The sequence below is a fragment of the Sphingobium sp. CR28 genome, from assembly GCF_052327305.1.
Lineage (GTDB): Bacteria > Pseudomonadota > Alphaproteobacteria > Sphingomonadales > Sphingomonadaceae > Sphingobium.
In genome coordinates this window covers 989,863-1,015,707 of record NZ_CP182486.1, presented here as the reverse complement: position 1 = coordinate 1,015,707, position 25,845 = coordinate 989,863, and the positions used below count along the sequence as shown (strand labels likewise).

Sequence of the window (25,845 nt, the reverse complement as noted above, 5' to 3'; positions counted from 1 at the left end):
AGTTGCCGCTTTGACGGGCGACCGTTTGCCGAAAACGAACGAGCAGCACGCTCTGCTCTTAAATCGGCGTCCGGATTATAGAGGGAGGGGATGGATGACGAGAACGGGACGGATGAACAGGAAGCTTTTTCTCTTCGCTTCCATCGCCGGCGCGCTATGCGCTTCGTTCTCCGGCAACGCGAAGGAAGCCGCGCCCGCCGCTCCCGCAATTGCCATCACCATCGATGATCTTCCGGCCCTCGGTCCATGGCCCGCGGGCGCAGACCGCATCGGCATTGCGCGGGACATAACCACCGCGTTGCGCAAGGCGAAGGTTGGGCCGGTCTATGGTTTCGTCAACTACAGCCTTGCTGAGAAAGACCCCGCGCTCGCGCCCTTCACGGACGTGTGGCGCAAGGCGGGATTGCCGCTCGCCAATCATGGCTGGACCCATGCGGACCTTCACTCTGTCGGCACGGCGGCGTTCATCGAGGACATCACGCGGAACGAGGCTTTCCTCTCCTCGACTATGGGCAAGCAGGATTGGCGCTGGTTCCGCTATCCTTATCTGCGTGAGGGCGCCGACCCGGCGCAGCGGCTGGCAGTGCGCGCCGAACTCGCCAAGCGCGGATACAAGATCGCGGCTGTCACCATGAGCTTCGAGGATTATCTCTGGAACCCGCCCTATGCGCGGTGCATGGCGGCCGGAGACAAGGCGGCGATCGCCGAACTGGAGCGCAGCTATCTGGCTGCGGCGACCGACGCTGCCCGCGCCTCACGCAGTCAAGCACAGGCCGTCTATGGTCGGGATATCCCCTATGTGCTGCTCATCCATGTCGGCACATTCACCACGCGGATGCTGCCCCGTCTGCTGGCGCAGTACAAGGCTGAGGGCTTCCGCTTCGTCACGCTGCCGCACGCCGAGGCCGATCCCGCTTATGCGGCGGATATCGATCCTTCGCTGCCGCCCGTGGACTCGCTTTCCCGGCGAGCATCGGGGCTGGCCGGCGTCTATAAATCACCCAATTACGGAAAGGCGCTTTCAGAAATGTGCATGCCTGCTGCCACCCCTGCGGCGACGCCGCAATGAGCGCCGTTTCCCGCATCGCGCGAACCATGTTCGCCTGTGCCAGCGCGGCGCTCATTGCGGCGCATGGCGTCCCGTCCAATGCGCAATCCTCGGCGCCGGCGCGCTTCGGCTGGTTCGAATATAGCGGTACGGATGGCGGCAAGATCGCGCCGAGCGATTATCGCAACCCCATCATCGCGGGCTATTATCCCGACCCCAGCATCGTGCGGGTGGGTGCGGACTATTATCTCGTAAACTCGACCTTCTCCTGGTTCCCCGGCATCCCCGTGTGGCACAGCCGGGACCTAGTGAACTGGCGCCAGATCGGCAACGCGATCGACCGGCCGGGCCAGCTCGACTTCACCGGCATCACCATGTCGAGCGGCGTGTTCGCGCCTGCGATCAGCTATCATGATGGCCGGTTCTACATTGTGAACACTTGCGTTCGCTGCAAAGAGAATTTCGTCATCACCGCGACCAATCCGGCAGGCCCTTGGTCGGACCCGGTGTGGCTGCCCACCGTGCCGGGTATCGATCCCTCCCTGTTCTTCGACGACGACGGACGGGTCTGGATGGTCAACAACCGGGATCCCGCCGGCCCGAGCCTGTATCAGGGGCACAAGGCGATCTGGCTGGAGGAGTTCGATCCCAAGGCGCTCGCGATGAAGGGCAATCCCAAAGCGATCATCGATGGCGGCGTCGACATCTCGAAAAAGCCGATCTGGATCGAAGGGCCGCATCTCTTCAAGAAGGATGGAGTCTATTACATCGTCGCTGCGGAAGGCGGCACGTCGGTTGACCACAGTCAGGTCGTGTTCCGCTCGGACCGGCTGGAAGGGCCATATACGCCCGCGCCGCCGAGCGTGAACCCGATCCTCACTCAGCGCGATCTGCCGAAGGGCAGGCCAGACCCGGTCTCGGCAGCTGGGCATGCCGATCTCGTCGAGACGCCGGACGGCAAATGGGCGGCGGTGTTCCTCGCCACCCGCCCTTATGCGCAGGACTATTATAATACCGGACGTGAGACGTGGATGCTCCCGGTGACGTGGAAGGACGGCTGGCCCACGATCCTCCCGCACAAGACTCCGGTCCCTCGCATACTCAAGCGACCGCTGCCCGCAGGGCAGGCGGCTCCCCCTCAGACTGGCAGTTTCAAGGCGCGTGACGAGTTCACGGGAACGGCTCTGCCGCTCAACTGGATGACCATGCGTGGCGCGAAGGTAACGGTCGCGGGAGGCGAACTGCGTCTCGATCCGGGTGAAGGCCTGGGCGTGATGGGCAAGCCCGCGTTCGCCGCGCGGCGGCAGCAGCATATCGATGCAGCCGCCGAGACAGAGCTGCTGGCTCTGCCCGCGATGGGAACGACGGCTGGTCTCGCCGCGCTTCAGAACGACAATTACTTCCTCACGATCGCGGCTGTCGCCAGCGACAAGGGCGTCGTTCTGCGTGCGGCCCGCCGTTCCGGTGAGAAGGAGCCGGCAACCGGCGTGACGCTGGCCGAGCAGCCGATAACGGCGAAGGGGCCGATCCGCTTCCGGATCACCGCCCGTGCCGGTCGCTACGATCTGGCCTATGCTGTCCGCGGCAAGTGGACCGTGCTTGCGAAGGATGTGGACGGCACGAACCTCAGCACCGCGACGGCGGGCGGCTTCGTCGGCACGCTGATCGGGCCGTTTGCCGCGCGAAACTGAACCTACCGGCAAGCGGGCCGCAAAAGACAGGGATGAATGACGATGAAGATTGAGGCTGGTCGCGCTCCCGGCTCGAAGGTGCTTCGACTTGTAAGATGGGCAGGGCTGCTCGGCGCGCTTGCGCTGGCCCCGATGAACGCCGTTGCAGCGCCTGCTACCGCGACGGCCGCGCAGACCTGGACGCCGGACAACGGCAACGGCACCTTCACCAACCCGATCTTCAATGACGAGTTTTCGGACCCGGACATCATCCGTGTCGGTGACGATTATTACATGACCGGCACGACCATGCATGTGATGCCCGGCCTGCCCGTCCTCCATTCGCGCGATCTGGTGAACTGGACGCTGCTCGGCTACGCGTTCGACCGGCTGGATATGGGGCCGGAATATCAGTTCAAGGACGGCAAGGATGCCTATGGGAACGGCATCTGGGCGCCGGTGATCCGCTATCACAACGGCACTTTCTATATCTTTTCCAATATCAACGGTCATGGCACGCAGGTCTTCCGGGCGAAGGACCCCAAAGGGCCGTGGACGCGCAGCGAGCTTGGCGCGACGATCCACGATCTCTCCGTCCTTTTCGACGATGATGGGCGGATTTACGCGGTTTATGGCTATGACGAGGTTCACGCCGTCGAGCTCAAGTCCGATCTGACCGGCGTCGTTCCCGGCACCGACCGCATCATCATGCCCAAGGGCAGCGCGGTGGGTGAGGGGCACCACATCTACAAGATCAAGGGCAAATACATCATCATCAGCGCCGATTATGCGCCGGTGGGGCGGATGACCGCATCGCGCGCGGACAAGATCGACGGGCCGTATGAAACGGTCGTCATCAGCGCACGCGAGACGATGGGTCTGCAGAAGGGATGGTCCGCACCGTCCGTTCGCGGCAAGCCTGTTCCCGCACCGGGTGACAAGGTGGACATATCGGCACCCAAGCCCAACGATTTCGGCGCCGTGCCGCTGCATCAGGGTGGCATTGTCGATCTGCCCAATGGCGACTGGTGGGGCTGGTCCATGATGGACACCAAGTCGATGGGGCGCACGACCTTCCTCTCGCCGGTCACCTGGCAGGATGGCTGGCCCTATTTTGGCTTGCCGGGCAATCTCGGCCGCAGTCCGCGCACATGGCTGAAGCCCGCTACCGGCACTTCGACGAAGCCGACGCCGACCTACCAGCGGAATGACGATTTTTCTGGACCGAAGCTCCAGCCGATCTGGCAGTGGAACCACGTGCCCGACGATAGCAAATGGTCGCTGGGCCAACGGCGCGGAGCGTTGCGCCTGCACACTCTGGCAGCGCCACATCTGCTTCTCGCGCGCAATAGCTTGACGCAGCGGGTGGTGGCGCCGGAATCCGTTGCCACAACCACACTCGATGCGAAGGGACTGAAAGAGGGCGATGTCGCGGGGCTGGCCCTGCTGAATGTGCCTTATTCCTATCTCGGCGTGGTGCGCAGTGGCACCGGCTACGCGCTGCGATTCTACGATCTGCTGACGAACAAGACGATCGACCAGTCCCTGCCGGGGCCGCGCGTTCATCTCCGCGTGGACGGCGATTTCGATACCGAGATCGCCCGGTTCAGCTACAGCACGGATGGCAAGACGTTCACGCCGATCGGTGGCGATCTACGGCAGGTCTATCAGCTCAAGACCTTCCAGGGAGTGCGATACGCGCTCTTCGCTTTTAACGAAAAGGGCAGGGAAGGTGGCTTTGCCGACTTTGACGACTTCCGCCTGGAGGAGCCGTTCGCCGACCGCTCGAAGAACATTCCGGCTGGCAAGATCATCACGATGCGTAATCTCGCCAATGATCTTCCGGTCTGGGCCAATCCCCACGGGATGATGCACTTCGCTCCAAAGAACTCACGGCAGGCGCAGGGGCCGGGCGTGCAGTTCCGCGTTCATGATCGCGGGCAGGGGAGGGTCGCTCTGGAGGCAGTGGATGGCAGCGGATTTCTGACGGTCGTCGGCACGGGCCTCTCGGGCGACGTGCGGCTGATGAAGGCAGAGACGCCGGACAGCCTGTTTCAGTGGCAGGACATGCTGAGGCGCCAATTCATGCTGATGTCGCTGCGGACACACCGCTATGTCGGGCTCGATGCGGAGACCGGGGAGCCCTATGGCGCCGACTGGCCGGGCGCACGCCCGGACCGCAAGGATGGCACGGTGCTGGTGTGGGACGAAGTGGTGCCTGCGCGATAGGCAAGGATTGTCCAGCCCCGCGCTCCTTTCCCGTGCGCGAGGCTGGACAATCTCTATTTTACGGCAATCTCGAAAGGCCCTGCCGGGAGCAGCGCCTGATCGAACAGGTTGATGGTCGGGCTTTCCGCCCATCCATAGCGCACTCGCGCGACCGGCTTGCCGTCGCCGGCCAGCATGACGTCGCTCCCGGATGCGCGTGCGGCGGCATAGCGGCAGCTTCCCGTTGCAGGACCGCACAACTCGAAGCCGATGGCCTGTGCCGCGCCGCGCGTTTCGAGCGCGCCGGTCACGTCCCCAAAATGAAGCGTCACCCCGCCGTCCGTCGTTCGGCTCGCGCTTTCGATGCGTGGGCCGGACGAGGAGACCGGTTCCTTATAAGCTATTGCGCGCATGGCGCGGGCGAGGCGCTGGCCGACCTCGCGCTTGCGTGGCGGGTGGAGGTCGGCCGGATCGCCGACGTCGATCGTCACGGCGACGGCGGCATGACCGTCCGCTTCCACGGCGAGGCGCTGCTCGTTGCGCAACACAGGCCAGCCGCTTTCCACCGGGCTGGCCGCGAACGGTCCGAAGTCCGGAAGCTGAACGATAGCGAAAGGCAGATCCGGCACACCAAACTGCCGGCGCCAGTCTCGCATCATTGCGCCGAGGCGCGCATCATAGTGGGGAATGTCCACATCGGACTCGCCCTGATACCAGGCGACCCCGGCCAGCGCGACCGGCCCCAGCGGCGCGATCATGGCGTTATAGAGCGTGCCTGCGCCGCGAATATCGTCCCATGGCGAGCGCGGCGGGCCGACCTTCACGGGGCCACCCAGAGCATAGCTCCACTGATCGGAGAGTGGGATGCTGGTCCCGTCCGCGAAAGTGAGTTTCATCACCTCCGCCGGACCTAACAGGCCACCGTCCATATAATTATTGTCGTCGTTGATGGTGATGACGTTGCGGCCAGCGGTCAGCGTGTTGGCCGACACCGGATAGGCGCGGTAAAGCCCGGCGTTGCTGCTGCCGCCTACTGGCTTTCCGTTGATCCAGGTCCGGTCAGCGTCATCCACCAGACCAAGGGTGAGAAGCGCCGGCTGGCGTGCCTGCTCGGGCGTGAGCGTGACTTCGCGGCGAAACCACACCATGCCCTGATAGCTTGCGACGCCGTCTATACCCCAGCTCTTGAACGGTCCGACGCGCGGCATTGCTTTCCAGTCGAGCGCGGCGTCCGGCTGCCAGGGTTCCGCGCCTGGCTTGTCGCCGGACTGCTCGCGCCACCACTGCTCGAAGCGGGCACTTGCTGCTCGCATTCCAGCCACGCCGTCGCGCTGATAGAGCTTCAATATGTCGAGATCCGGTCCAAGGTCGGATTCGCGCAGGCCCGGTTCGTCGAGCCAGCTCGATATTCGCGAACCGCTCCATGCGGAGAGTATGGCGCCGATCGGCACTTTCTGTGTCTGGCGCAGGCTCTGCACCATGTAGTAGCAGGCAGCCGAGAAACGCGGCACATTATTGGCCGAAGCGGCTGCCCAGACTGCTGGGCTGGCGAGCAGCGGCTGCCGCGAGACGGTGGATGCCTTCGTGATCGTGGTGAGCCGCAACTGATCGTCGGCCGCGCCGAAGCGAGCAAAGCCGCCGCCCTGCGATCCTTCGACCGTCATCTCCATGTTGCTCTGTCCGGAGCAGAGGAAAACGTCTCCCACCAGCAGATCGCGAATGACGAGCGAACCGCTTCTGGCGGTCACGACCATGTCATAAGGGCCACCTGCAGCAAGCGCTGCAAGGGTCGCGCGGAACGTGCCGTCGCGTCCCGCTTTCACCGTGGCCGTCCTACCCGCCATCGTGACAGTCACTGTCTCGCCCGGCGCTGACCGCCCGGTGAGGACAATTGGCCGGCTGCGCTGCAAGACGGCATGATCCCCGATCACGCCATCGAGGGTGGGGGCCGCGAGTGCGGGGGCTGCCGCCGCCATCACTGCCGCCACCAGCCCCGCCTTTACCGCGGTTGTCCCCATGTCATCCTCTCAAGTGGTTTGTTCTTAGTTAGCGGGTGCAGTCTCGTTCGTCGTTGAAAAGCGATAGACGATGATGTTCCGATAGGTCTGGCCCGGATCGAGCCGCGCGGAGCCGAAGGCAGGCTGGTTCGGTGTGTCCGGGAAGACCTGCGGTTCCATGGCGATGCCGTCGCCCTGACGATAGGCATGGCCCGAGCGGCCGACTGCCTTTCCTTCCAGGAAGTTGCCGGTGTAGACCTGCACGCCGGGCTGGTTCGAGAGAACCTCCATCACCCGGCCGGTCTTGGGATCGGCGAGGCGCACATTGAGCCGCGGCGCCTTTGAAACGTCGCGAGCAATGACGAAGTTATGGTCATAGCCCAGTCCGAAGGCGATCTGCTGGTCCTTCGCATCGCGGATGTGCGCGCCAATGACGCGGGGTGCGCGGAAATCGAAGGGTGTGTCGGCAACGGGTCGCAACTCACCGGTGGGGATGAGCGTGGCATCGACCGGCGTGATCGTCTCCGCCGGGATCGTCATGACATGATCGTAGATCGTGTGTGGCGCGCCTTCGCCGCCGAGATTGAAAAAGCTGTGGTTCGTGATGTTGACGATCGTCGGCTTGTCGGTCGTCGCCTTATACTCGACGCTAAGTTCGTTATTCTCATTCAGCGAATAGGTGGCGGTGACGCTGAGCTTGCCGGGGTAGCCCTCTTCGCCATCGGCGCTCACATAGCTCAGTACCACGCTGGCGACGGGTCCGTTCGTGACCTTGCCGACCGTCCATAGGCGCTTGTCGAAACCGGTGAGACCGCCGTGCAGGGCGTTGGGCGGATTGTTGATGGCAAGCGAATACTCTTTGCCATCAATCGAGAATTTGCCCTGCCGGATGCGGTTGGCATAACGCCCGACGGTCGCACCGAAATAATTGGGCGCCTTGATGTAGCCGGTCATGTCGTCATAGCCGAGCGCAACTTCACCGGGTTTCCCGCCGCGATCGGGTACGACAACCGACTGGAGGATGGCGCCGTAATTGATGATCGTGGCGCTCATGCCCTTGGCGTTGGTAAGGGTCACGGCTTCCACTGGCCGACCGTCCGCTGTCGCGCCGAAGGGTGCTCGCTTCGTCTCGGCGGCGTTGGCCATTGCGGAAACAGACAGCGCAATAACGGCACCGGCGACAAACCAATTTCTCATGAACATCCTCCCCGAGAGCGGAAGCCATGCGCATCCCGTGCGCATGGTTGACGCTTGCGATGCCGTTCAATACTCCGAGTATAAATCGAAGAGCAAGCCCGCCTTACATGCCGGACAAGGATTTCCGATTTCATCCTCAGCGGCGAGGGCGCTTTTGAAACTCAGGGGACGAGGATGCATCGCATGGACGCGACACAGCGAATAACCCGCAGAGGAATGCTCAAGGGGTCGGCAGTCGCGGCCGCAGCGACAGCATTGCCGAATGTCCCGGTTTCCGCGCAGGAAGGCCGCCCCAACGCTGACCGCCTCTGGTATCGCCAACCAGCAGAGAAATGGGTCGAGGCCCTGCCTGTGGGCAATGGCAGGATCGGCGCCATGGTTTTTGGTGGGCTCGACCATGAGCGGTTGCAACTCAACGAGGATACTCTCTGGTCGGGTAGCCCCTATAATCCGGTCAATCCCGATGCGCTCGCGGCGCTGCCCGAGGTGCGGCGGCTGGTCTTTGAAGGAAAGCTCGCCGAGGCCCAGAAGCTGGCCAACGCCAAGCTCATGGCCAAGCCTCTGGTGCAGATGATGTATCAGACGGTGGGCGATCTTTTCATCGATCTGCCGGGCGTCAATCCGGACTATTCGCGCGACTTCGAGCGCGCTCTCGATCTGGACGCGGCTGTTGCCACGACACGCTTTACGACACTGAGCGGCCGCTATGAGCGCCGGGTCGTCGCGTCCCCGACCTATCAGGTTATCGCGCTCCGTCAGACGACGACCAAGCCGGGCAGTCTGGATTGCGATGTGACCTTCCGTTCACCGCACGCGGCGTCGCTCACGATCGAAGGCGACACGCTGATTCTCAGCGGTAGCAACTCGTCACAGGACGGAATTGCAGGGCGGTTGCGCTTCGAAGCGCGCGTCCGAGTCTTGTCGGAAGGCGGCACACGCGAGACACGCGTAGGCGGGATCGGCATCAAAGGCGCGGATAGCCTCACGCTCCTGATCGCGATCGCGACGAGCTATCGTAGCTTCAACGACGTGGGTGGCGATCCGGCTGCAGTTACGCGTGCGCAGATCGACAAGGCTAGCGCTGCCGGATTCGATGCCATTGCGGCCGATGCCGCATCGGAGAACCGTAGGCTTTATCGCGAAGTGAAGCTCGACCTTGGCCACACGGACGCGGCAAACAAGCCCACGGACGAGCGCATCATGCAAAGTGAGACGAGCGATGATCCCGCGCTCGCTGCGCTCTATTTCAACTATGGGCGTTATCTGCTGATTTCTTCGTCGCGGCCCGGATCGCAAGCCGCGAACCTTCAGGGCATCTGGAACGACCGCGTGCGGCCGCCTTGGGGGTCGAAATACACGATCAATATCAACACGGAGATGAACTACTGGCCGGCCGAATCGACCGCGCTGGCCGAATGCACCGAGCCGCTGATATCGCTGGTGCGCACGCTGGCAGAAAGCGGCGCGCGTACGGCGCGCGAGATGTACGGCGCGCGGGGCTGGGTCGCCCATCATAATACCGATCTGTGGCGGGCGACTGCGCCGATCGACGGCGCGTCCTGGGGCCTTTGGCCCACAGGTGGGGCGTGGCTCTGCCTGCATTTGTGGGACCGGTGGGATTATGGCCGGGACAAGGCCTATCTTGCGTCCATCTATCCCCTGATGCGCGGCGCGGCAGAGTTCTTCCTGGATGTGCTGCAGCAGGATCCCAAGTCGGGCTATCTTGTCACCAATCCTTCCATTTCTCCCGAGAACGAGCATCATAAGGGCGTGTCTGTCTGCGCCGGTCCGGCCATGGACATGCAGATCCTGCGCGATCTGTTCGACAATGTCGCCGCCGCGGCCCGGATTCTTGGAAAAGATGCGGCTTTCGTCGCACAGGTCCAAGCTGCTCGCGCACGTCTCGCACCCGACAAAGTCGGCGCTCAGGGTCAGCTTCAGGAGTGGATGGAGGACTGGGACGGCGGCGCGCCCGAACAGAACCATCGGCATGTCTCACATCTCTATGGCCTCTATCCCAGCCACCAGATCAATCCGGACGATACGCCGGCGCTTGCTGCAGCGGCCAAGCGCACGCTTGAGATTCGCGGCGATGAGGCGACCGGATGGGCGACAGCGTGGCGCATCAACCTCTGGGCGCGGTTGCGGGATGGCGACCACGCGCACGCTATCCTCAAGTTCCTGCTGGGACCCGAACGCACCTATCCCAACATGTTCGATGCCCATCCGCCTTTCCAAATCGATGGAAACTTCGGTGGAACGGCGGCGATCGTCGAAATGCTGGTCCAGAACAGAGGAGAGGAAATCCACCTCCTCCCCGCATTGCCTTCTGCCTGGCCAACCGGCAGCGTGACGGGCCTGCGCACGCGCGGTGCCTGCAGCGTGGACCTGAACTGGAAGGATGGGGCGCTGGCCGCTGCCACGATCACCAGCGCGATCGCCGGGAGCAGGACGGTTCGACTTGGCGATCGGCGCGCGACAGTGCGCCTGCGGCCCGGTCGCCCGGTCCGCCTGAATATCGCCGCGTTCAAGTGACGGATCTTAGGGGTAACTAGGGATTGGCCCTGAGGGGGAAACGTCCCCTGCCGACTGGTAAGGCAGGGGACGTCCGGCGCCGAGTGCCCCCCAGCGACTCGGCTGCCTATCTGAATTGCGGCGCTTCAGCTTGTGTTTCGGAAAAGCGAATGGCTGTCGTCCAACGACGAATGTCGATCGGAAAAGCCCGGATTTGCTTAGCACCCGTCAAACCGGTTGCAGTCCGTGCTCGACGATCTTTCGGATAAGATCGCGGTGCCGTGGAAGGCCTGCACGCAGCCTATCGGTCTGAAGCATATTCTCCCGCATCGCGCGTTCCGCCTGCCGCACTTCGTCCGCGATTGCCGCTTCGTCGACTTCGGTGCGGAAGCCCATGCCGTAGAGCACATATTGATAGCTGGCGGCGGGGAAGACCTCCTCGATCCTGTCGAACTCGTCATGGAACCAAGGGGACTGGTATTTCCACAGAAGTAGGAGCTCCTGCAAACGATCGGGAATGCTTTCCTCGCGCAGATTGTCGCGCCAGAAGTCGCTGTCCTCACGCTTGGTCAGCACATAGTGCAGCTTCAGGAAGTCGATAATCCGACCCCAGCGATAATGGGTGGTCGCATTGAAGCGGGAGGCGATGACGTCCATGACTTCGCGGTTCGCCGGCATTTGCTCGGCAATCAGCTTCGCCGAAAGCTCGATGAGAACGATCGCCGAGGCTTCGAGCGGTTCCAGAAAACCGGCAGCAAGGCCGACGGCGACGCAGTTGCCTTTCCAGAACGTCTCACGATGGCCCGAGCGGATGGAGATTTTTCGCACAGGGAGGTCCGCGCCCACGCCATCCAGATAAGCGCGTAACTCGCGTTCTGCCTCGTCGTCGGAAATGTGGCTGCTCGAATAGACATGGCCCGTACCGCGCCGTGAGGGCAGGCCAATATCCCAGATCCAACCGGAAGATTGCGCCGTGGAAACGGTGTTGCTGGCGATCGGGCTGCTCTCGCTCTCGTAAGGCACCTGGACTGCGAGGGCCGTGTCGCAAAAGAGCACGTCGTTGCAGTCCTTGAAGGGGACACCGAGCGCATCACCCAGCAGCAACGCGCGAAAGCCAGTGCAATCGATGAAGAGATCGCCTTCAATCTCGCCGGCCTGCTCCGTCACGATCGCGCGGATGTCGCCATTTTCCTTCATCTCCACGCGCTGCACATCCGCCAGGACGTGACGCACGCCGAGCTTCTCGGTGCAATGCCGCGTGAGGAAGGGTGCGAACTTGCCGGCGTCGAGGTGATAAGCGTAATTCGCCGCACCCTCATATTCCGGAGTGGTAATTGCCTTGGGCGCGAGACCATCGTCGCAGATCCTGCCCTGGGGGCAAACCGCGTCGCAGAAGCTCTGGTCGGTTTCGCGCGCGAGCCAGTGCGGCACCAGGTTCACGCGCTCGAAGCCCTGCGGCAGAACCAATGGATGATAATAGGCGTCGTCGTCGGCGCCGGTGGTCCATTTCGCGAACTTGGCGCCCTGCTTGAAGGAGGCGTCGCACTCGCGAAAGAAATCGGTTTCGGACACGCCCATCTTCTTGAGCGTGGAGCGGAGAGTGGGCCAGGTTCCCTCGCCAACGCCGATGATCGGCACATTGAGGGACTCAACCAGCGTCACGGAAAAGCTGTGGGGGATCCTGCCCTTTTGCCGGGCAGCGATAATGCCAGCGGTCAACCAGCCGGCGGTTCCGCCACCGACGATCACGACATTGCGAACGGGGGTTACCATGGGAACCTGCAGAAAAGAGTGGGGGGCGTCCACTTTAGCAGACGCCCCCCAGTTGGGTCAGAGGTTAGAAGCGGAAGCGCGCACCAGCGGTGAAACGCCGTCCATAGGAAAAGATATCCAGTGGCTGGTTACTGAAGCGACCATGCGTGCTGTACGTTGAATTGTTGACGTTCAACGCTTCGGCGAAGATCGTTAGCTCCTTCGTGACATCATAGCTGGTCGAAAGATCAACCTGGACCTGCTTGTCCACATAGATCGGTTCGGCACCGAATGCACCATTGCCGCCGAAGCCCGAGATGTACTCATCCCGCCAGTTGGCCGAGACACGTGCCTGGAAGCCGTTCTTGTCGTAGAAGCCGACGAAGTTCGCCGAATTCGCCAGACCGGTTACGGCGAAGCCTGAGGTGGTCAGATTGGCGCGATCATAAGGCTTGTTGGTACCCACGAAGGTGCCGTTGGCCTGGAGGCCGAAGCCGCTGTCACCAAATACGTGCTGGAGCGCGATTTCGACACCGCGGATTGTGGCCTCAGGTCCGTTGACGGATGCTGAAACCGCAAAAACTGCCGGCTGCCGCGTCGTTGGATCGACAACACCATTGAGGCCGGTACGCGTCACGCCATTCACGACAAAGTTCGTGACGTGCTTCAGGAAGAAATCGACCGCGATGTACGAGTTCTGCTGATAGTACCATTCAAGGGCTGCGTCGAAGTTGTCCGACAGATAGGGCAACAGGTCCGGGTTACCGCCGCTACCGGTTAGCGAGCCGATACGCTGCAGTGTGCTGACGTTCACCACTGGGTTGATCGAACCTAGACCCGGACGCGTCAATGTGCGCGACGCATCGAGACGGAGGTTAAGTTCAGGCGTGATTTCCAGCTTGGCGTCGACGCTGGGCAGCAGGAACGTATAGCTGCTCGTCCGGCTCACATTCACCGGCGGAGAGAGAGTCACACTAAGCAGTGTGGGATCGCTCGCGCTCGTCAAAAGCGCAGTCGGCTGACGGCCGACCGCGTCCGTGCGAAGATGCGTTGTCTCGGCGCGGATACCCGCATTGAAGCGGAAGGGCATGTCGGCGATTTCGGTTTCGAAATTCGTCTTCATGAAGACCGACCAGGTCTTCTCCTGCACCTGACGGTAGCTACCCGGATCGATGACGGGGAACAGGCTGCCGGTGTAGTTCGCGTTTGCCTGCGCGTCTGCGTAGTTGAAGCCAGGGATGTTCTTTGTCTGTGGATTGCCGAGGCTCTCCAGATAGCTGTACAAAGCTTCGCTGTTGTACTTCAGGATCCCTGGCGCCAGATTGCCGTCGTATCCTGGAATGAAGCCATCCGTGTTCACCGTACCCGTGAAGATACTCGCAGGCAGATTGATTACGCCCGAGGTACGACCCGAAGGCGAACCATAGCCGGCAAAAGACTGCCACAGATTATTGTAGAACAAGCTGCCACTGCGAATGTTGAACTTATCTTCGCGATACTGGCCGCCCAGCATTACGCTGAACGTATCCTTGTGCCATTCCACCGATCCGCGGAATTCCCGGATGCGGTCGTCGTTCTTGTTGCGGTCGGACGTGAGCACGTGCGTACCCATGAGCGCCGTGTTGAGGAACTGCGAGGTGTTGCCGGCAGGGCCGACATTGTAGATTTCAGGAACATAGCTGCCGCTATTACCCAGAATTCTGACACCGGTATTCGCACCCAGCAGAGTGGAGCAACCAACCGGAGCGTTGGCATTGGCGCCGACGCAAGCCGGATTGTTTGTGTAGAAGGTGGCCGGAGCACCGCCAACACTGCCGGGGTTGAAGCCGCCAAAGCCGATGTCGGAGTTCTGCGAGGAGAGGCCGCCGTTCGGGTTCAGCCAGCTGCGCGATGTCGTGGCATCAAGTTCGAACCGCAGGTTTTCACTCGCATCCCACTTCAGATTCGCGCCGATCTGGTTGGTCATCCGGACGTTGTGCGAGACGCCCGAGTTATAGTCCATCGGCGTACCAAACTGGGTGAAGTCGGTCACCGTACCATTGCTGTCGAGCTTGATATTACGCAGGTCGTCGCCATTGAACCAAGCTGCATAGCCATAGCTATTCTGATGGACCGTCTGACGCGAGAAGTTGTCGTCCAACGTCAGCAGCAGGTTCTCCGTCGGCTGCCATTGCACCGCAACGCGCGCATCAAAGCGTTCGTCACGAACGATGACTTGCTCCGCACCATTCTGCTGCGGGAACCAACGGAGAACCGTTTGATTCGCCGGCGTCATTTCGTTCGCAGCATTGACGCCATCGTTGTTGTTCGGGCGACACTGTGCAGTTAGCTGACACTGATAGGAATAACCGCCAACCCAGCTCGGGATGAACACGCGGTTCGTCGAAGTGTCGTTGCGACGATAGGCGGCATAAGCCAGCACACCGATCGTATCGTCTGCGAAGGTGTTCGAGACCAGAGCGCCGACGGTGGGCGAGATCTTTTCGCGACGCGACTGCATCTGGCCGGAAGCGATAATGGCTGAGTGGAAGCCGGGCTTGTCGAGCGGCTTCGGCATCAGAATGTTCAGCGTCGCACCAATGGCCGAAGCGCCAAGCGAAACATCAGGTGTCTTGTAGACGCGCATGCCGCCGACGAAGTCTGTGCCGACAGTAGTGAAGTCGATGCTGCGTCCGCCGGTCGCCGTGGAGAGGTGACGTCCATCCACTAGCGTCTCGTTGAAGTCGCCACCGAAGCCGCGGACGATGATGCCGTTCGCTTCGCCGCGACGGCCGTCACGCGAGATTGCCACGCCGGGCAGGCGCTGGAGCGCCGATGCGACGTTGGTATCCGGGAACTTACCGATATCTTCTGCCGAGATCGCTTCCACGACGCCAGGTGCCGCGCGCTTGATGTCGAGGTTGCGCTGCAAGGAGCCACGGATACCGGTGACGATGATGGCTTCGTCGTCCGCAGGCGCGGTGGTCTGCGCAACTGCCGGTGTCGCAATCGCCAGAACGCTAGCAGCCGTGCTCAGTGCGATGCGGCTGCCGAGACGCCGGCGCATCTGCGATGGCGTCGAAAGACTTGTCATATAAAAACCTCCCCTAAAGGTCCGGTTGCGACCCGCCCTTCCGAAGATGAGCGCGCCAAGAACCAATGCGTTCAACCGCACAGTCGACTTATGGAGGTGAAGTTAACGGACGCCAGGCGCTTAGCCTGGACGTGCATCCCCTCGACTCCGAAATCTATTGCAACGGTTGAGACAAGGGGTAACTGTGAAAGGTAGCGCTATCAAGAATAATTTGTCTGCGTTTAAAACTTCGGTTTCGACTGTTGCAAAGATACCGCCAAGTCGTGACAAGAACGGCCAGAGGGCTAGGGAACCGGTAGTTAACGGGCGTAGTCGCAGAGTTAACGAATTTGAGGGTGAGGAGAGGGCATGGCCCAGCAAATCGAACTATTGAACAACGAGACTCATCGGGCCCTCAGCGTCCGGCAAGATCCGGGTATTCCGCACCCGCATTTCGTGCCCATCGCCCTGAATGAATTTCCTGCTGCAGCAAGTACTTGCCCGATCTTTTTCGCCAAGGATTCCGCGACGGGAGAATTCTATGCAGCGGCGCTCTTCGGTTTTGAGCCGGGCGAAGTGTTGTTCGAGGATAACGCGAAGAATGGCTCGATTTTTCAGCCATTGGACATGCAGCGTCAGGGATTCTTTACTGCAGACGAGAATATAGCGGTCGATGTCGCTCACCCGCGCTTCGGTGCGGGCGCATTGATCGCGCTTTTCGATGCGGACGGAGAGCCGACGCAGGCCATGCGGAAGATCCAGTCCATATTGGGCCAACTGCACGCGGGCCTCGCGGCGACGCGAACCTTCATTGCGGAGCTTCTGCGCCTCAAGGCGATTGAGCCGATCGACATCTCGCTCAGCTTCGATGACGGAAAGGACATCCAGCTTGAGGGCCTGTATACAGTCAGCCGCGACACTCTGAATGATCTGCCGGATCATGAAATCCTCGCGCTTTTCCGTAATGGCTATCTGCAGGCGGCGATGTCCATGACGTTCTCCCTCAATCAGATCGCGGTTCTGGCCCGTCGTCGCAACGCGCGACTCACCGCGTCGTCCTGAGCATTGCCTTGACGAGTTCCTCCGCGCATGTTGGCGAAGCCGATGCGGTTCTCATCGCCGATCGGGAGGCGTTTCGGAGCGCGATCGTTGAGAACTGCGAGCCTGTCGTCATGCGCGCCGCGGTGCAAAACTGGCCGGTCTTTCGTGCCGGGCAATCCTCTCTCGACGCACTGAAGGCCTATCTTGCGCGCTTCGCCAACTCAGCGCGCGCGGAGGGATTTATCGGCGCTCCCGCGATCGAGGGGAGATACGCTTATGGCGAGGCGCTCGAAGGGTTCAATTTCGACCGTTTCGACACCGATGTCCTTGGCGCGCTGGATCGCATTCTTGCCAACGCCGCCAAGCCCGGATTGCCGAGCGTCTATCTCGGATCGATCGAGGCGGACATCTTCCTGCCCGGATTCGCGCAGGAAAATGAGATGCCCGCAGTACCGTCGTCAGTCGGCCCACGCATCTGGCTCGGCAATGCGTCCAATGTCGCCTGTCACAACGATACGTTTGACAATATCGCCTGCGTTATCGCTGGTCGCCGCCGATTCACGCTGTATCCGCCCGAGGCCGTAGCGGATCTCTATGTCGGGCCGGTCGATCATACGATGGCAGGGCGTCCCGTCAGCCTCGCTGCCGGAACGGCGCCGGGCGATCCGCGCTATCCGCGCTTCGAGGCCATCCGCGACCGCGCGCTCGTCGCTGATCTGGGGCCGGGGGACGCGCTCTATCTGCCCAAGCTCTGGTGGCATCAGGTCGAGGCGCTCGATCCGGTCAACATGCTGGTGAACTACTGGTGGGATGCGTTCAGCGCTGGCCCCGATGCGCCCAACACCGCGATGCTGCTTGCAATGATAACGATTGCCGAGCGCCCCGCACGCGAGCGGGAAGCCTGGCGCGCCTTCTTCGACCATTATGTTTTCCGACCAGACGGTCATCCACTCGCGCATCTGTCTCCCGAGAAGCATGGCATCCTCGGGCCGCTGGCCAGTGGGAACTATGGCAGAATCCGCGCGCTGGTCATGCAATTGCTGCGGGGCGGCTAAGCGAAACACAAATTGCGCCGGATCGATTGACTCGATCATATATAGTCGGACAAATAAACCGACTTGGAGATGCGGCGGCTGGCCCGTCCGTGGGGAGGAATGCTGACATGAAAAGCCGTTCGTCGAAGGTGCTGCTGAGCGCCGCTTCCCTCTTTTTGGCCGCTGCCGGTGCGCAACAGGCGGGAGCGCAGGTGAATACGATCGCGCCGCCAGTCGAGGCGGGCGCCAAGGCTCTCAAGATCGAACGAATCAAGGTCCATTCCGCAGCCCTGGAGGGGAACCTTGAAGGCAATTCGGCGGACCGCGACGTCGTGGTCATGCTGCCGCCCAGCTATGCGAGCAATCCGGGCAAGCGCTATCCCGTCGTCTATGCGCTGCACGGCTATTCGATCGGCGCCGAGCAATGGGTCGGGGAGATCCATGCGCCGCAGACGATTGAGGGGGCCTTCGCGCGCGGCGCGAAAGAGGTCATCGTCGTTTTTCCTGACAGCAAGACTGTCCATAACGGGTCGATGTATTCCGGTGGAGCGACCGTGGGCGATTTTGAGACCTTCGTCTGGCGTGATCTGGTGGCCTATATTGACGGGCATTATCGGACCCTTGCCAAGCGGGAGAGCAGGGGCCTCGTGGGCCATTCCATGGGTGGCTACGGCGCAAGCCGCATTGGCATGAAGCATTCCGATGTGTTTGGGGCGCTTTACCTCATGAGCCCGTGCTGCATGTCAGCGCGCGCTGCTGCTCCGGTTAGTCCGGAACTCAAGGAAGCGCTGGCATCCGTGAAGACGCCGGCCGATGCCGCCAAGCTCCCCTGGGGCGTGCGTGCGCAACTTGCTTCCGCAGCTGCGTGGTCGCCCAATCCAAAAAAGGCGCCGCTTTATCTCGACCTGCCTGATGGTGATGATGCGCAGAAAAACGCGGTCCTCGCGAAGTGGGCCGCCAATGCGCCGCTTTCTTTCGTGGATCAATATATCGGCCAGTTGCGCCGCTATAAGGCGATCTCGATGGACGTGGGTGACAAGGATGGCCTCAAGGGCGACACCCAGAAGCTGCATGAACTTCTGGAGAGCTATGGGGTCAAGAACGGCTTCGAGATTTATTCCGGCGATCACACCAATAATGTGCCGACCCGCATCCAAAACTACGTGATGCCCTTCTTCAGCCAGAACCTGGTGTTCTGACCATGCCGAAGTCGATGAAGAAAAGCTCCAGTTTGAATGGGCTTGGAAAATGGGCGGCCCGGCTATGTGGAGCCGCTGCCTTGATTGCCCTAGCGGTTCCGGCGGCGGCCGACACCTTGTCGCCGACCGGGCGCTGGACAGCCTATAGTCGCGGAGCCGCGCAGCTTCCGCCCATGGGGTGGAACAGCTGGAATGCATTCGCCACAGATATCGACGAAGAGAAGCTGCTGGCATCGGCGCAGATCATCATTGACTCTGGACTGGCCAAGAAGGGCTTTCGCTACATCGACATTGATGACGGCTGGTGGCTCAGGCGCAACCAGCCCGATGGCCGCATGGTCATTCGCACGGCCAATTTCCCTTCCGCCGCGATGCCGGACGGGAGCACCAGCTTCCGCCCCCTGACGGACAGGTTGCATGCTATGGGCTTCAAGGCCGGTATCTATTCGGATGTCGGTCGCAATAGCTGCGGCCAGATTTATGGCCCGGATTTGCCCAATCAGCCGCAGGGGTCGATCGCGGAACGCGAAGTCGGCCTCTATGGTCATGTCGACCAGGACATAAAGCTCTACTTCGCGGATTGGGGTTTCGATCTCATCAAGGTTGATGGATGCGGTCTCAGGGGACTGGGCGAGACGACCGAAAAAGTAACTTCGGGCCGGTTTCGGGCGTTCACCCCGATTGTCGACAGCGACTCTCTGGGGAGAACGGACGTCGCTGCAGTCCGCAAGCTCTACACGGAGGTCGGCGATGCGCTGGCCCGGCACAATCCCGACAATGACTTCATTTTCTCGATCTGCATCTGGGGCGCCGCGGACGTGCGATCCTGGGCCAAGGACTTGGGCAGCATTTCCCGCACGAGCGAGGATATCTCACCTAACTGGAGCCGGATGCTTCATAATCTCGACAGCACCGCGCGCCGCCCACTGTATGCGCATCCCGGTTCTTGGAACGACCCGGATATGCTCTTCGTCGGCAGCGGGGAATTCGATACTGACCATCTCACCGAGGCGCGATCGCATTTCAGCCTCTGGGCCATCGTCAATTCGCCGCTCATGATCGGCTATGACCTGCGCAAGGCGCCCAAGGCGCTCATGGACATCTTCGGCAATGAGCGCGTCATTGCTCTCAATCAGGATCCGGCCGGCAATCAGGCGGTGCTGGCGTTCGACTCCGGCGACGTGTCGATCTTCGTCAAGACGCTCGCCAATGGCGAGAAGGGTGTCGCGATCCTCAATCGCACCTCGGCCCCCATCGAAGCGACCTTGATGGCCGAGCATCTGAAGTTCCTGGCGGATGCCGACGTCGACCTCACCAACCTCTGGAGCAACGAGCGGCTTCGTTTCAAAGGACAGCAGAAGTTCAAGCTCGCGGGGCGCGAGACACTGGTTTTCACCGCGCGCGGCACCCGGCGACTGGCCGACGGTATTTATCTTTCCGAGCAGCCCGGCAGCGTAAATCCTGCTGTCGACGGCGTGACCGTGCCCGAAGCCGAGCCGCTGGTGCACCGCGCATTGCTGCCTTGGCAGAACACGCGCGCTACACGTGAGCCGCCACGCTATGGCGGATGGGGCGGGGCTCAGGCCGATTCCTCGCCTTATGGACAGCAGCTCACGATCGGAGACAAGCGCTTCGACACTGGCCTCGGTGTGCTGGCCAACTCGCGGCTGGAAGTGCGGAACGCGGGCTATGGCCGTTTCACTGCGACTGTGGGGGTCGACGTTTCAGCACGGGACCGCAGCCAGCCTGTATCTTTCGCGGTCTATGGCGACGGCAAGCTGCTGACGAAGACGAAGCCGATCAAGTTCGGCGATGCGCCAGTGGCGGTTACTGCGGATGTGCGCGGCGTGAAGCTGGTCGAACTGGTCGCGCGAACACCGCGGCCGATGCGCTTTTCCGACCCGGTGGTGTGGGGGGATGCGGCCTTTCAGCGCTAAGGCCGCGCCCCTGCGATCAGAGCATGGCCGATCGGGTGTCTTCCAGCGCAAGGTCCACAAGGTTCCGCATGGCGGCGCTGGCGGCTTCCGGGTCGCCGGCTGCGATTGCCTCATAAACCCGCGCGTGATCGGGAATGGGGTCGCGTGGTAGCGCACGTGATCGCTGCTTGAACTCGGTCGTCCAGTTCACGGCGGCCCCAATGCTCGCGCTCAATGCAACAAGCGTGTCGTTCTGCGTGGCGGCGAGGATCGCATCGTGAAAGTCTCGGTCGGCGACGCGCCCTGCCTCCGTGGCGAGCGTATGCTGGCGCATGGCGCTCAGCGCGTCCTTCATGGTCCTGATATGCTCCCTGTCGCGCCGTTCAGCGGCAAGTCGCGCTGCTGCGGGCTCCACAATGGCCCTTAATTCGAACAGGTCGCGGACAAACTCGATGTCCGGCTCTCCGGAAAAGGCCCAGGCAAGCACAGTGGGATCGAGAATGGCCCAGCGGCTGCGCGGAAGCACGCGGGTGCCGGCCTTGGTGCGGCTCTCCACCAGTCCCTTGGCGACGAGCACCTGCACGGCTTCGCGATAGGCGCTGCGGGATATGTCCAGCGCCTCGGCATTGGCGACTTCACCCGTGAGCGTCTCGCCTGGGGCGATCTGCCCGGAGACGATGGCAGTGCCGAGATAATGCGCGACGGCGCCACGTAATCGGCGGCCGGAGCCTTTGGGGGACGGGGCGAGCGGGGGAGGCGTCTTGCGCTCCGGGATGGACGTGCCGTGCTTCTCCACCGCTGTGGGCTCTCCCTCTTTTATGTTGGCTGCCCTTTGGGTCAGCCTTTTTCTTATCTCTAATTCTTATCTTTTTCGCTGTCCGACTTGCAACCCGAGAAGCCGCGTCGGCAAAAATGCTACTATTTGCCTCGAAGAGAGGCAGGAGCGGCGCCGATTATCACTGGCGCCGCCCCCAGATTTTAAGAGCCGATTTCGACCACGACGACCGATTTGGCCGGCAGATCGAGAACCACGCCGTTACGGCCAGCCGATCCCGTAAACGGCTTGGGCGCCACGGTGGTCGGCGCAGCGAAGGTGTTGATGCTGTCCACGCGCGGAGCGGTAAGCACTTGTCCCCGCGCCGTTCTGGCGGTCACGCCTTTGAACGACGCCTCGATACGGGCCGGGCGATTGGGGTCAAGATTGGTGACGGTCAGCCAGAGCTTGCCGGCCGCATCACGCGCGGCGATGGCATCCACTCGTGGCAGTTTGATGTCGCCACTGGTGTAAGTGCCCGCGTCGAACGAGACGGGAACCAGCGTCGCATCCTGGAACGGCACGTACATCTTGAAGATGTGATAGGTGGGCGTCAGCACCATCTTCGGCCCGTCCGTAAAGATCATGGCCTGCAGCACATTCACCATCTGCGCGATGTTGGCCATGCGCACACGGTCGCCATGCCTGGCGAAGATGTTAATGTTGAGCGCCGCAACCATCGCGTCGCGCATCGAGTTCTGCTGCTGGAGGAAGCCCTCGGGACTGTTGGGGAGCTTGGCATACCAGGTGCCCCATTCGTCCACGACGAGCGGGACTTTCTTCTCCGGGTCATATTTGTCCATGATCGCGCCATGCAGGCGGATCAGATTGTCCATCTCCAGCGTGGACTTCAGGATCGCGGCATATTCGCTTTCCCCGAAGTTGATGCTCGGAACGGCAGGGGGCCACTTCACCACGGTGTAGGAGTGAAGCGAGAGGCCTTCGATGTTCCAAGCCCAATCGTGATCCTTCCACGCCTTCATCACGGCTTCGGTGTAGGATGTGTCGTCACCATTCGGGCCGACGGCGATGCGCTGCATCTCTTCCACATTGGCCGGCGCCTTTGAGGGGCTGGTCGCGGGATTGGTGTTGACCTGCTGCGCGGGGTTATAGTTGCGGACGAAACGCGCGTACTTCTTCATTTCGTCGACATAATGCTCGGGCGTCATCGACCCGCCACAGCCCCAGCTCTCATTGCCCAGGCCGACATATTTGACCTTGTAAGGCTCCGGGTGACCATTGGCCGCGCGTTCCTTCCCGGCTGTGCTGTTTGGTGACGCGGTCATGTACGCCATCCAGTCGGCAGCTTCCTTGATCGTGCCGGAGCCGACATTCACTGAGACATAGGCCTCAGTGCCGATCTGCTTGGCGAAGTCGAAGAACTCGTCCGTGCCAAAGGCGTTGTCCTCGACCGCGCCGCCCCAGTTGGCGTTCGCGGTGATGCTGCGCTTCTTGGGATCGCCAATGCCGTCGCGCCAGTGATACTCGTCGGCGAAGCAGCCGCCCGGCCAGCGCACATTGGGCACCTTGATGGCTTTGAGCGCGCCCACGACGTCCGAGCGGATGCCGCGGACGTTCGGAATGGGCGAGTCCTTGCCAACCCAGACACCGCCATAGATACCGGTGCCGAGATGTTCAGCGAACTGACCGAAGATATTGCGGTCGATCTTGGCGCCCGGCTTCGTGGCATCGACGGCGATGGGCACCGCGCTATTCTGCCCGGACTGGGCGAATACCGGCGCGGCCGCTCCTGCAAGCAATAGCGCCATGCAGAGCGGTCGGTTGGTCCTGAACATTGCTTCTCCCTTTCTATGCCGCCTCTCCAGGGTTCAGCCCGTTGCGGGGCTACCAAGGCTCGCGTCGGCGGCGATCATCAAATGCGTTTACCGGGGTTTCGGCGCGATCATATAGTCCGACAAATATTGCGCAACGACTGCGCGACTGTTTCGCTCGGCGAACCCAAAAGGAGCGGCCGGCGCTCTCATCTCAGCGAATATTCTTGCGTTCTATGGTGAGGCGACTGTCCTTGCAGAAGCCGCAGGCGCCGCCTTCGAACTGTTTCGCTGCGACGGTGTCGCCCTTCAGCTTCCAGTCGAGCCAGGCCGTCACGACTTCCGCTGCGATGCCTCCATTCGGCTCCATATATGTGCCGCCATGGCCCACCGGGATGTTGACCAGGGCAGCGGGCAAAGTGGTGATCCGGCGGAAGTCGTCCGTGCCGTTCGGATAGGCCATGTCATCCGGTCCGCCCAAGATGTAGAGGGCGGAGCCGTGCAGCGTGTCGACCATCGCCTTGGTGGCGTTGAGTCCGGGGATGGGGCTCGCGCCATTGAACACGCCGCTATTCATGATGACGGCCGTCTTCACGCGCGGCTCCTGCGCAGTGATGATTGCTTGCAGGCCGCCGCAGCTCCAACCTGAGGCCGCGATCTTGTCCGTCGCGAGGCGGTGATAGAATGGGCTACCCGCCCGCTCGTTCTCGCGCACGGCCCAGTCGATCGCGGTCGAGAGGGCGTCCGCCGGCGTGGCGAGCGTGAGTTGGCCGGGCGTGCCCTGCGACGGTTCATCGGCGTTCTTGCCGGGAACAGGAATCGTGCCTGGAGCTATGGCGAGATAGCCGTGCGAGGCGATCTGGAGCAGGTGATTGCGCGAACTCGTGCCATCGGCGCTGCATCCGCCGTTGCCGAAGACGTAGATGGGAAGCTTTTGCGTGCCCAGCGCGTCCATGTTCCGGGGGCGATAAACGACATGGTCGGGCAGTCCCGCAACCTGCTCATAAAGCGTTGGGTAGGCGCCGTTGCCCGGCGTCGTGACCGGTTCGGGAGATTGGGCGGCGAGGGGCGAGGCGGCTAGGGCCGTGATCGCGAAGGCCAGCAGCATCGCTCCCTGACCCACGCTTTTCAAAGCTCGCATTCCGCTCTCCCCCTCTGTTGCTCCGTCGCGAGCTTTCCCAAGCGTCCGGAGATTTTAGTCATTTGCGCCTGTCGGCGGACCCTCAATGCGCGACGGTCTCGCTTGGCTTGTCACCTGCGACAGGCATCTGCGTGCCCGTCGTCTTGCAGCCCCAGAGCGCGTAGAACAGCACGTAAAGCTCGCACGCGGCGGTGAGCAGGAAGGACGCCTGCAGACCGTAAATATCCGCAAGCCAGCCCTGCACGACAACGAGGGCGCCACCGGCAATCGCCATGATGAGAAGGCCCGATCCTTCTTCGGTGAGCGGGCCGAGGCCCTTGATACCGAGCGTGAAGATGGTCGGGAACATGATCGAGTGGAACAGACCGACGAGGATCAGCGCCCACATAGCCACGGGGCCGGTCGTGAACACGGTCACCAGCATCACCACGAACGCCCCCACTGAGAAGGCGGCAAGCACGGTCTCCGCCGGAATCCGTTGCATGATCGCGGAGCCCAGGAAGCGACCGATCATCATGCCGCCCCACAGGAAGGTGAGATACTTGCCCGCCTGCTCATGGGTCAGGTTGGCGATTTCCGGCTGGCTGACGAAGTTGACGAAAAGGTTCGCCACCCCGATTTCCGCGATCAGGTAAATGAAGATCGCCGGCACGCCGAAGACCAGATTACGGTGCTTCCAGAGCGAATGATTCTTCCGCTCTTCCTTGCTGTGGCGCGTGGTCGCTGCGCCCATGGCGGGGAGCGGGAAACGGGCGATGATGACGGCCAGCACCGCGAGGACGACCGCGACGATGACATAAGGCAAAATCACTGATTGCGCGTCGGCCAGCCGCTCGGCTTGCGTCAGCACTGTGCCGGCCTCCGCCGTGCCGCCCTTGGATCGGCCGAGGATGAGATAGGCGCCGAAGAGCGGCGCGAGCATCGTGCCGGCCGAGTTCATGGCCTGCACCAGATTAAGGCGGGACGACGAGGTTTCAGCCGGGCCGATCACCGCGACATAAGGGTTTGCCGCCACCTGCAGCAGCGTGATGCCGCTGGCGATGATGAACAGCATGACAAGCGTTACCCCGTAGGAGGGGATGCTTGCAGCCAGCGTCATGCCGAGCGATCCGGCCGCCATGATGAGTAGGCCGACAACCAGCGATTTCTGGTAGCCAATCCGCTCGATAAGCTTGGCCGAAGGGATCGACGCCACGAAATAAGCGATGAACCACACGCTCTCGATGAGGGTCGTCTGGGTATAATTGAGATCGAACACGCTGCGCAAATGAGGCAGCAACGTATTGTTGATGACGGTGATGAAGCCCCACATGAAGAACAGGCTTGCAAGCAGGGTAAGGGCCGGACGGTAACTCTGCGAAATTCCGCCGGAAGAAGCCGAAGCTCCGCCATTGCCTGTTGCCGGAAGCGCCATGCCTACACCCTCTCTCGCCTGCACTCGATCTGGAACGAAACATCATTGCGGCTTGCCCGCTTATTTGTCTGACTAT

The 25,845-nt window shown here is 61.8% G+C and carries 16 protein-coding genes; 8 read left to right on the top strand and 8 right to left on the bottom strand.

The annotated features are described in order from the left end of the window. Nucleotides 1–94: 94 nt before the first annotated feature. From ACNAOH_RS04755 to ACNAOH_RS04745, 3 genes are read left to right on the top strand one after another with little or no spacing between them, the layout of a single operon-like run. Nucleotides 95–1,069, top strand: a complete 975-nt coding sequence (locus ACNAOH_RS04755; protein WP_443971616.1) for a polysaccharide deacetylase family protein — start codon at nt 95–97, stop codon at nt 1,067–1,069. Beyond that, nucleotides 1,066–2,739 carry a glycoside hydrolase family 43 protein gene (locus ACNAOH_RS04750; protein ID WP_443971615.1) on the top strand — a complete coding sequence of 558 codons (1,674 nt, stop codon included), beginning with the start codon at nt 1,066–1,068 and terminating at the stop codon, nt 2,737–2,739. The genes ACNAOH_RS04755 and ACNAOH_RS04750 overlap by 4 nt, the downstream gene beginning before the upstream one ends. Before the next feature lie 36 nt (nt 2,740–2,775). Next, complete coding sequence (locus ACNAOH_RS04745; protein ID WP_443971614.1) at nt 2,776–4,947, top strand: glycoside hydrolase family 43 protein; 2,172 nt, start codon at nt 2,776–2,778, stop codon at nt 4,945–4,947. A gap of 53 nt (nt 4,948–5,000) precedes the next feature. On the opposite strand, the gene ACNAOH_RS04740 is transcribed toward ACNAOH_RS04745, so the two are convergent. Together ACNAOH_RS04740 and ACNAOH_RS04735 are read right to left on the bottom strand one after the other, a co-directional pair. Further along, the gene (locus tag ACNAOH_RS04740) at nt 5,001–6,944 is read right to left on the bottom strand and encodes a sialate O-acetylesterase (protein WP_443971613.1); all 1,944 of its coding nucleotides are present in this window, start codon (nt 6,942–6,944) and stop codon (nt 5,001–5,003) included. Nucleotides 6,945–6,968: 24 nt separating this feature from the next. Then, entirely contained in the window at nt 6,969–8,120 is a 1,152-nt protein-coding gene (locus tag ACNAOH_RS04735) for an aldose epimerase family protein (protein WP_443971612.1), read from the bottom strand. A 183-nt stretch (nt 8,121–8,303) separates the two neighbouring features. Between ACNAOH_RS04735 and ACNAOH_RS04730 the strand changes: the two genes are divergently transcribed. Continuing rightward, nucleotides 8,304–10,655: a glycoside hydrolase family 95 protein gene (locus ACNAOH_RS04730; RefSeq protein ID WP_443971611.1), complete on the top strand. Its 2,352-nt coding sequence runs from the start codon at nt 8,304–8,306 to the stop codon at nt 10,653–10,655. 207 nt (nt 10,656–10,862) lie between these two features. On the opposite strand, the gene ACNAOH_RS04725 is transcribed toward ACNAOH_RS04730, so the two are convergent. After that, nucleotides 10,863–12,407, bottom strand: a complete 1,545-nt coding sequence (locus tag ACNAOH_RS04725) for a tryptophan halogenase family protein (RefSeq protein WP_443971610.1) — start codon at nt 12,405–12,407, stop codon at nt 10,863–10,865. A 64-nt stretch (nt 12,408–12,471) separates the two neighbouring features. Then, nucleotides 12,472–15,525, bottom strand: coding sequence for a TonB-dependent receptor (locus ACNAOH_RS04720; RefSeq protein ID WP_443971609.1), 3,054 nt, complete (start codon nt 15,523–15,525; stop codon nt 12,472–12,474). Nucleotides 15,526–15,807: 282 nt separating this feature from the next. Here ACNAOH_RS04720 and ACNAOH_RS04715 point away from each other — a divergent pair, with 282 nt between their 5' ends. The 4 genes from ACNAOH_RS04715 (at nt 15,808) to ACNAOH_RS04700 (ending at nt 20,649) form a co-directional block, all read left to right on the top strand. After that, nucleotides 15,808–16,500 carry a SapC family protein gene (locus ACNAOH_RS04715; RefSeq protein WP_443971608.1) on the top strand — a complete coding sequence of 231 codons (693 nt, stop codon included), beginning with the start codon at nt 15,808–15,810 and terminating at the stop codon, nt 16,498–16,500. Between the two features lie 8 nt (nt 16,501–16,508). After that, nucleotides 16,509–17,534: a cupin-like domain-containing protein gene (locus tag ACNAOH_RS04710; protein ID WP_443971607.1), complete on the top strand. Its 1,026-nt coding sequence runs from the start codon at nt 16,509–16,511 to the stop codon at nt 17,532–17,534. Nucleotides 17,535–17,641: 107 nt separating this feature from the next. Continuing rightward, nucleotides 17,642–18,712 (top strand): alpha/beta hydrolase, encoded by a 1,071-nt coding sequence (locus ACNAOH_RS04705; RefSeq protein WP_443971606.1) that lies wholly within the window; start codon nt 17,642–17,644, stop codon nt 18,710–18,712. 14 nt (nt 18,713–18,726) lie between these two features. Further along, the gene (locus ACNAOH_RS04700; RefSeq protein ID WP_443971605.1) at nt 18,727–20,649 is read left to right on the top strand and encodes an NPCBM/NEW2 domain-containing protein; all 1,923 of its coding nucleotides are present in this window, start codon (nt 18,727–18,729) and stop codon (nt 20,647–20,649) included. A 16-nt stretch (nt 20,650–20,665) separates the two neighbouring features. Here the strand turns inward: ACNAOH_RS04700 and ACNAOH_RS04695 are convergent, their stop codons facing one another. The 4 genes from ACNAOH_RS04695 to ACNAOH_RS04680 all read right to left on the bottom strand — a co-directional run bounded on the left by ACNAOH_RS04695 (nt 20,666) and on the right by ACNAOH_RS04680 (nt 25,769). Further along, on the bottom strand, nt 20,666–21,403 hold the full coding sequence (locus ACNAOH_RS04695; RefSeq protein ID WP_443972046.1) for a FadR/GntR family transcriptional regulator: 738 nt from the start codon (nt 21,401–21,403) through the stop codon (nt 20,666–20,668). Nucleotides 21,404–21,606: 203 nt separating this feature from the next. Further along, nucleotides 21,607–23,238 carry an alpha-N-arabinofuranosidase gene (locus ACNAOH_RS04690; protein ID WP_443971604.1) on the bottom strand — a complete coding sequence of 544 codons (1,632 nt, stop codon included), beginning with the start codon at nt 23,236–23,238 and terminating at the stop codon, nt 21,607–21,609. A gap of 190 nt (nt 23,239–23,428) precedes the next feature. After that, nucleotides 23,429–24,355 (bottom strand): hypothetical protein, encoded by a 927-nt coding sequence (locus tag ACNAOH_RS04685; RefSeq protein ID WP_443971603.1) that lies wholly within the window; start codon nt 24,353–24,355, stop codon nt 23,429–23,431. Nucleotides 24,356–24,437: 82 nt separating this feature from the next. After that, the gene (locus tag ACNAOH_RS04680) at nt 24,438–25,769 is read right to left on the bottom strand and encodes a sugar MFS transporter (RefSeq protein WP_443971602.1); all 1,332 of its coding nucleotides are present in this window, start codon (nt 25,767–25,769) and stop codon (nt 24,438–24,440) included. Nucleotides 25,770–25,845 lie beyond the last annotated feature (76 nt).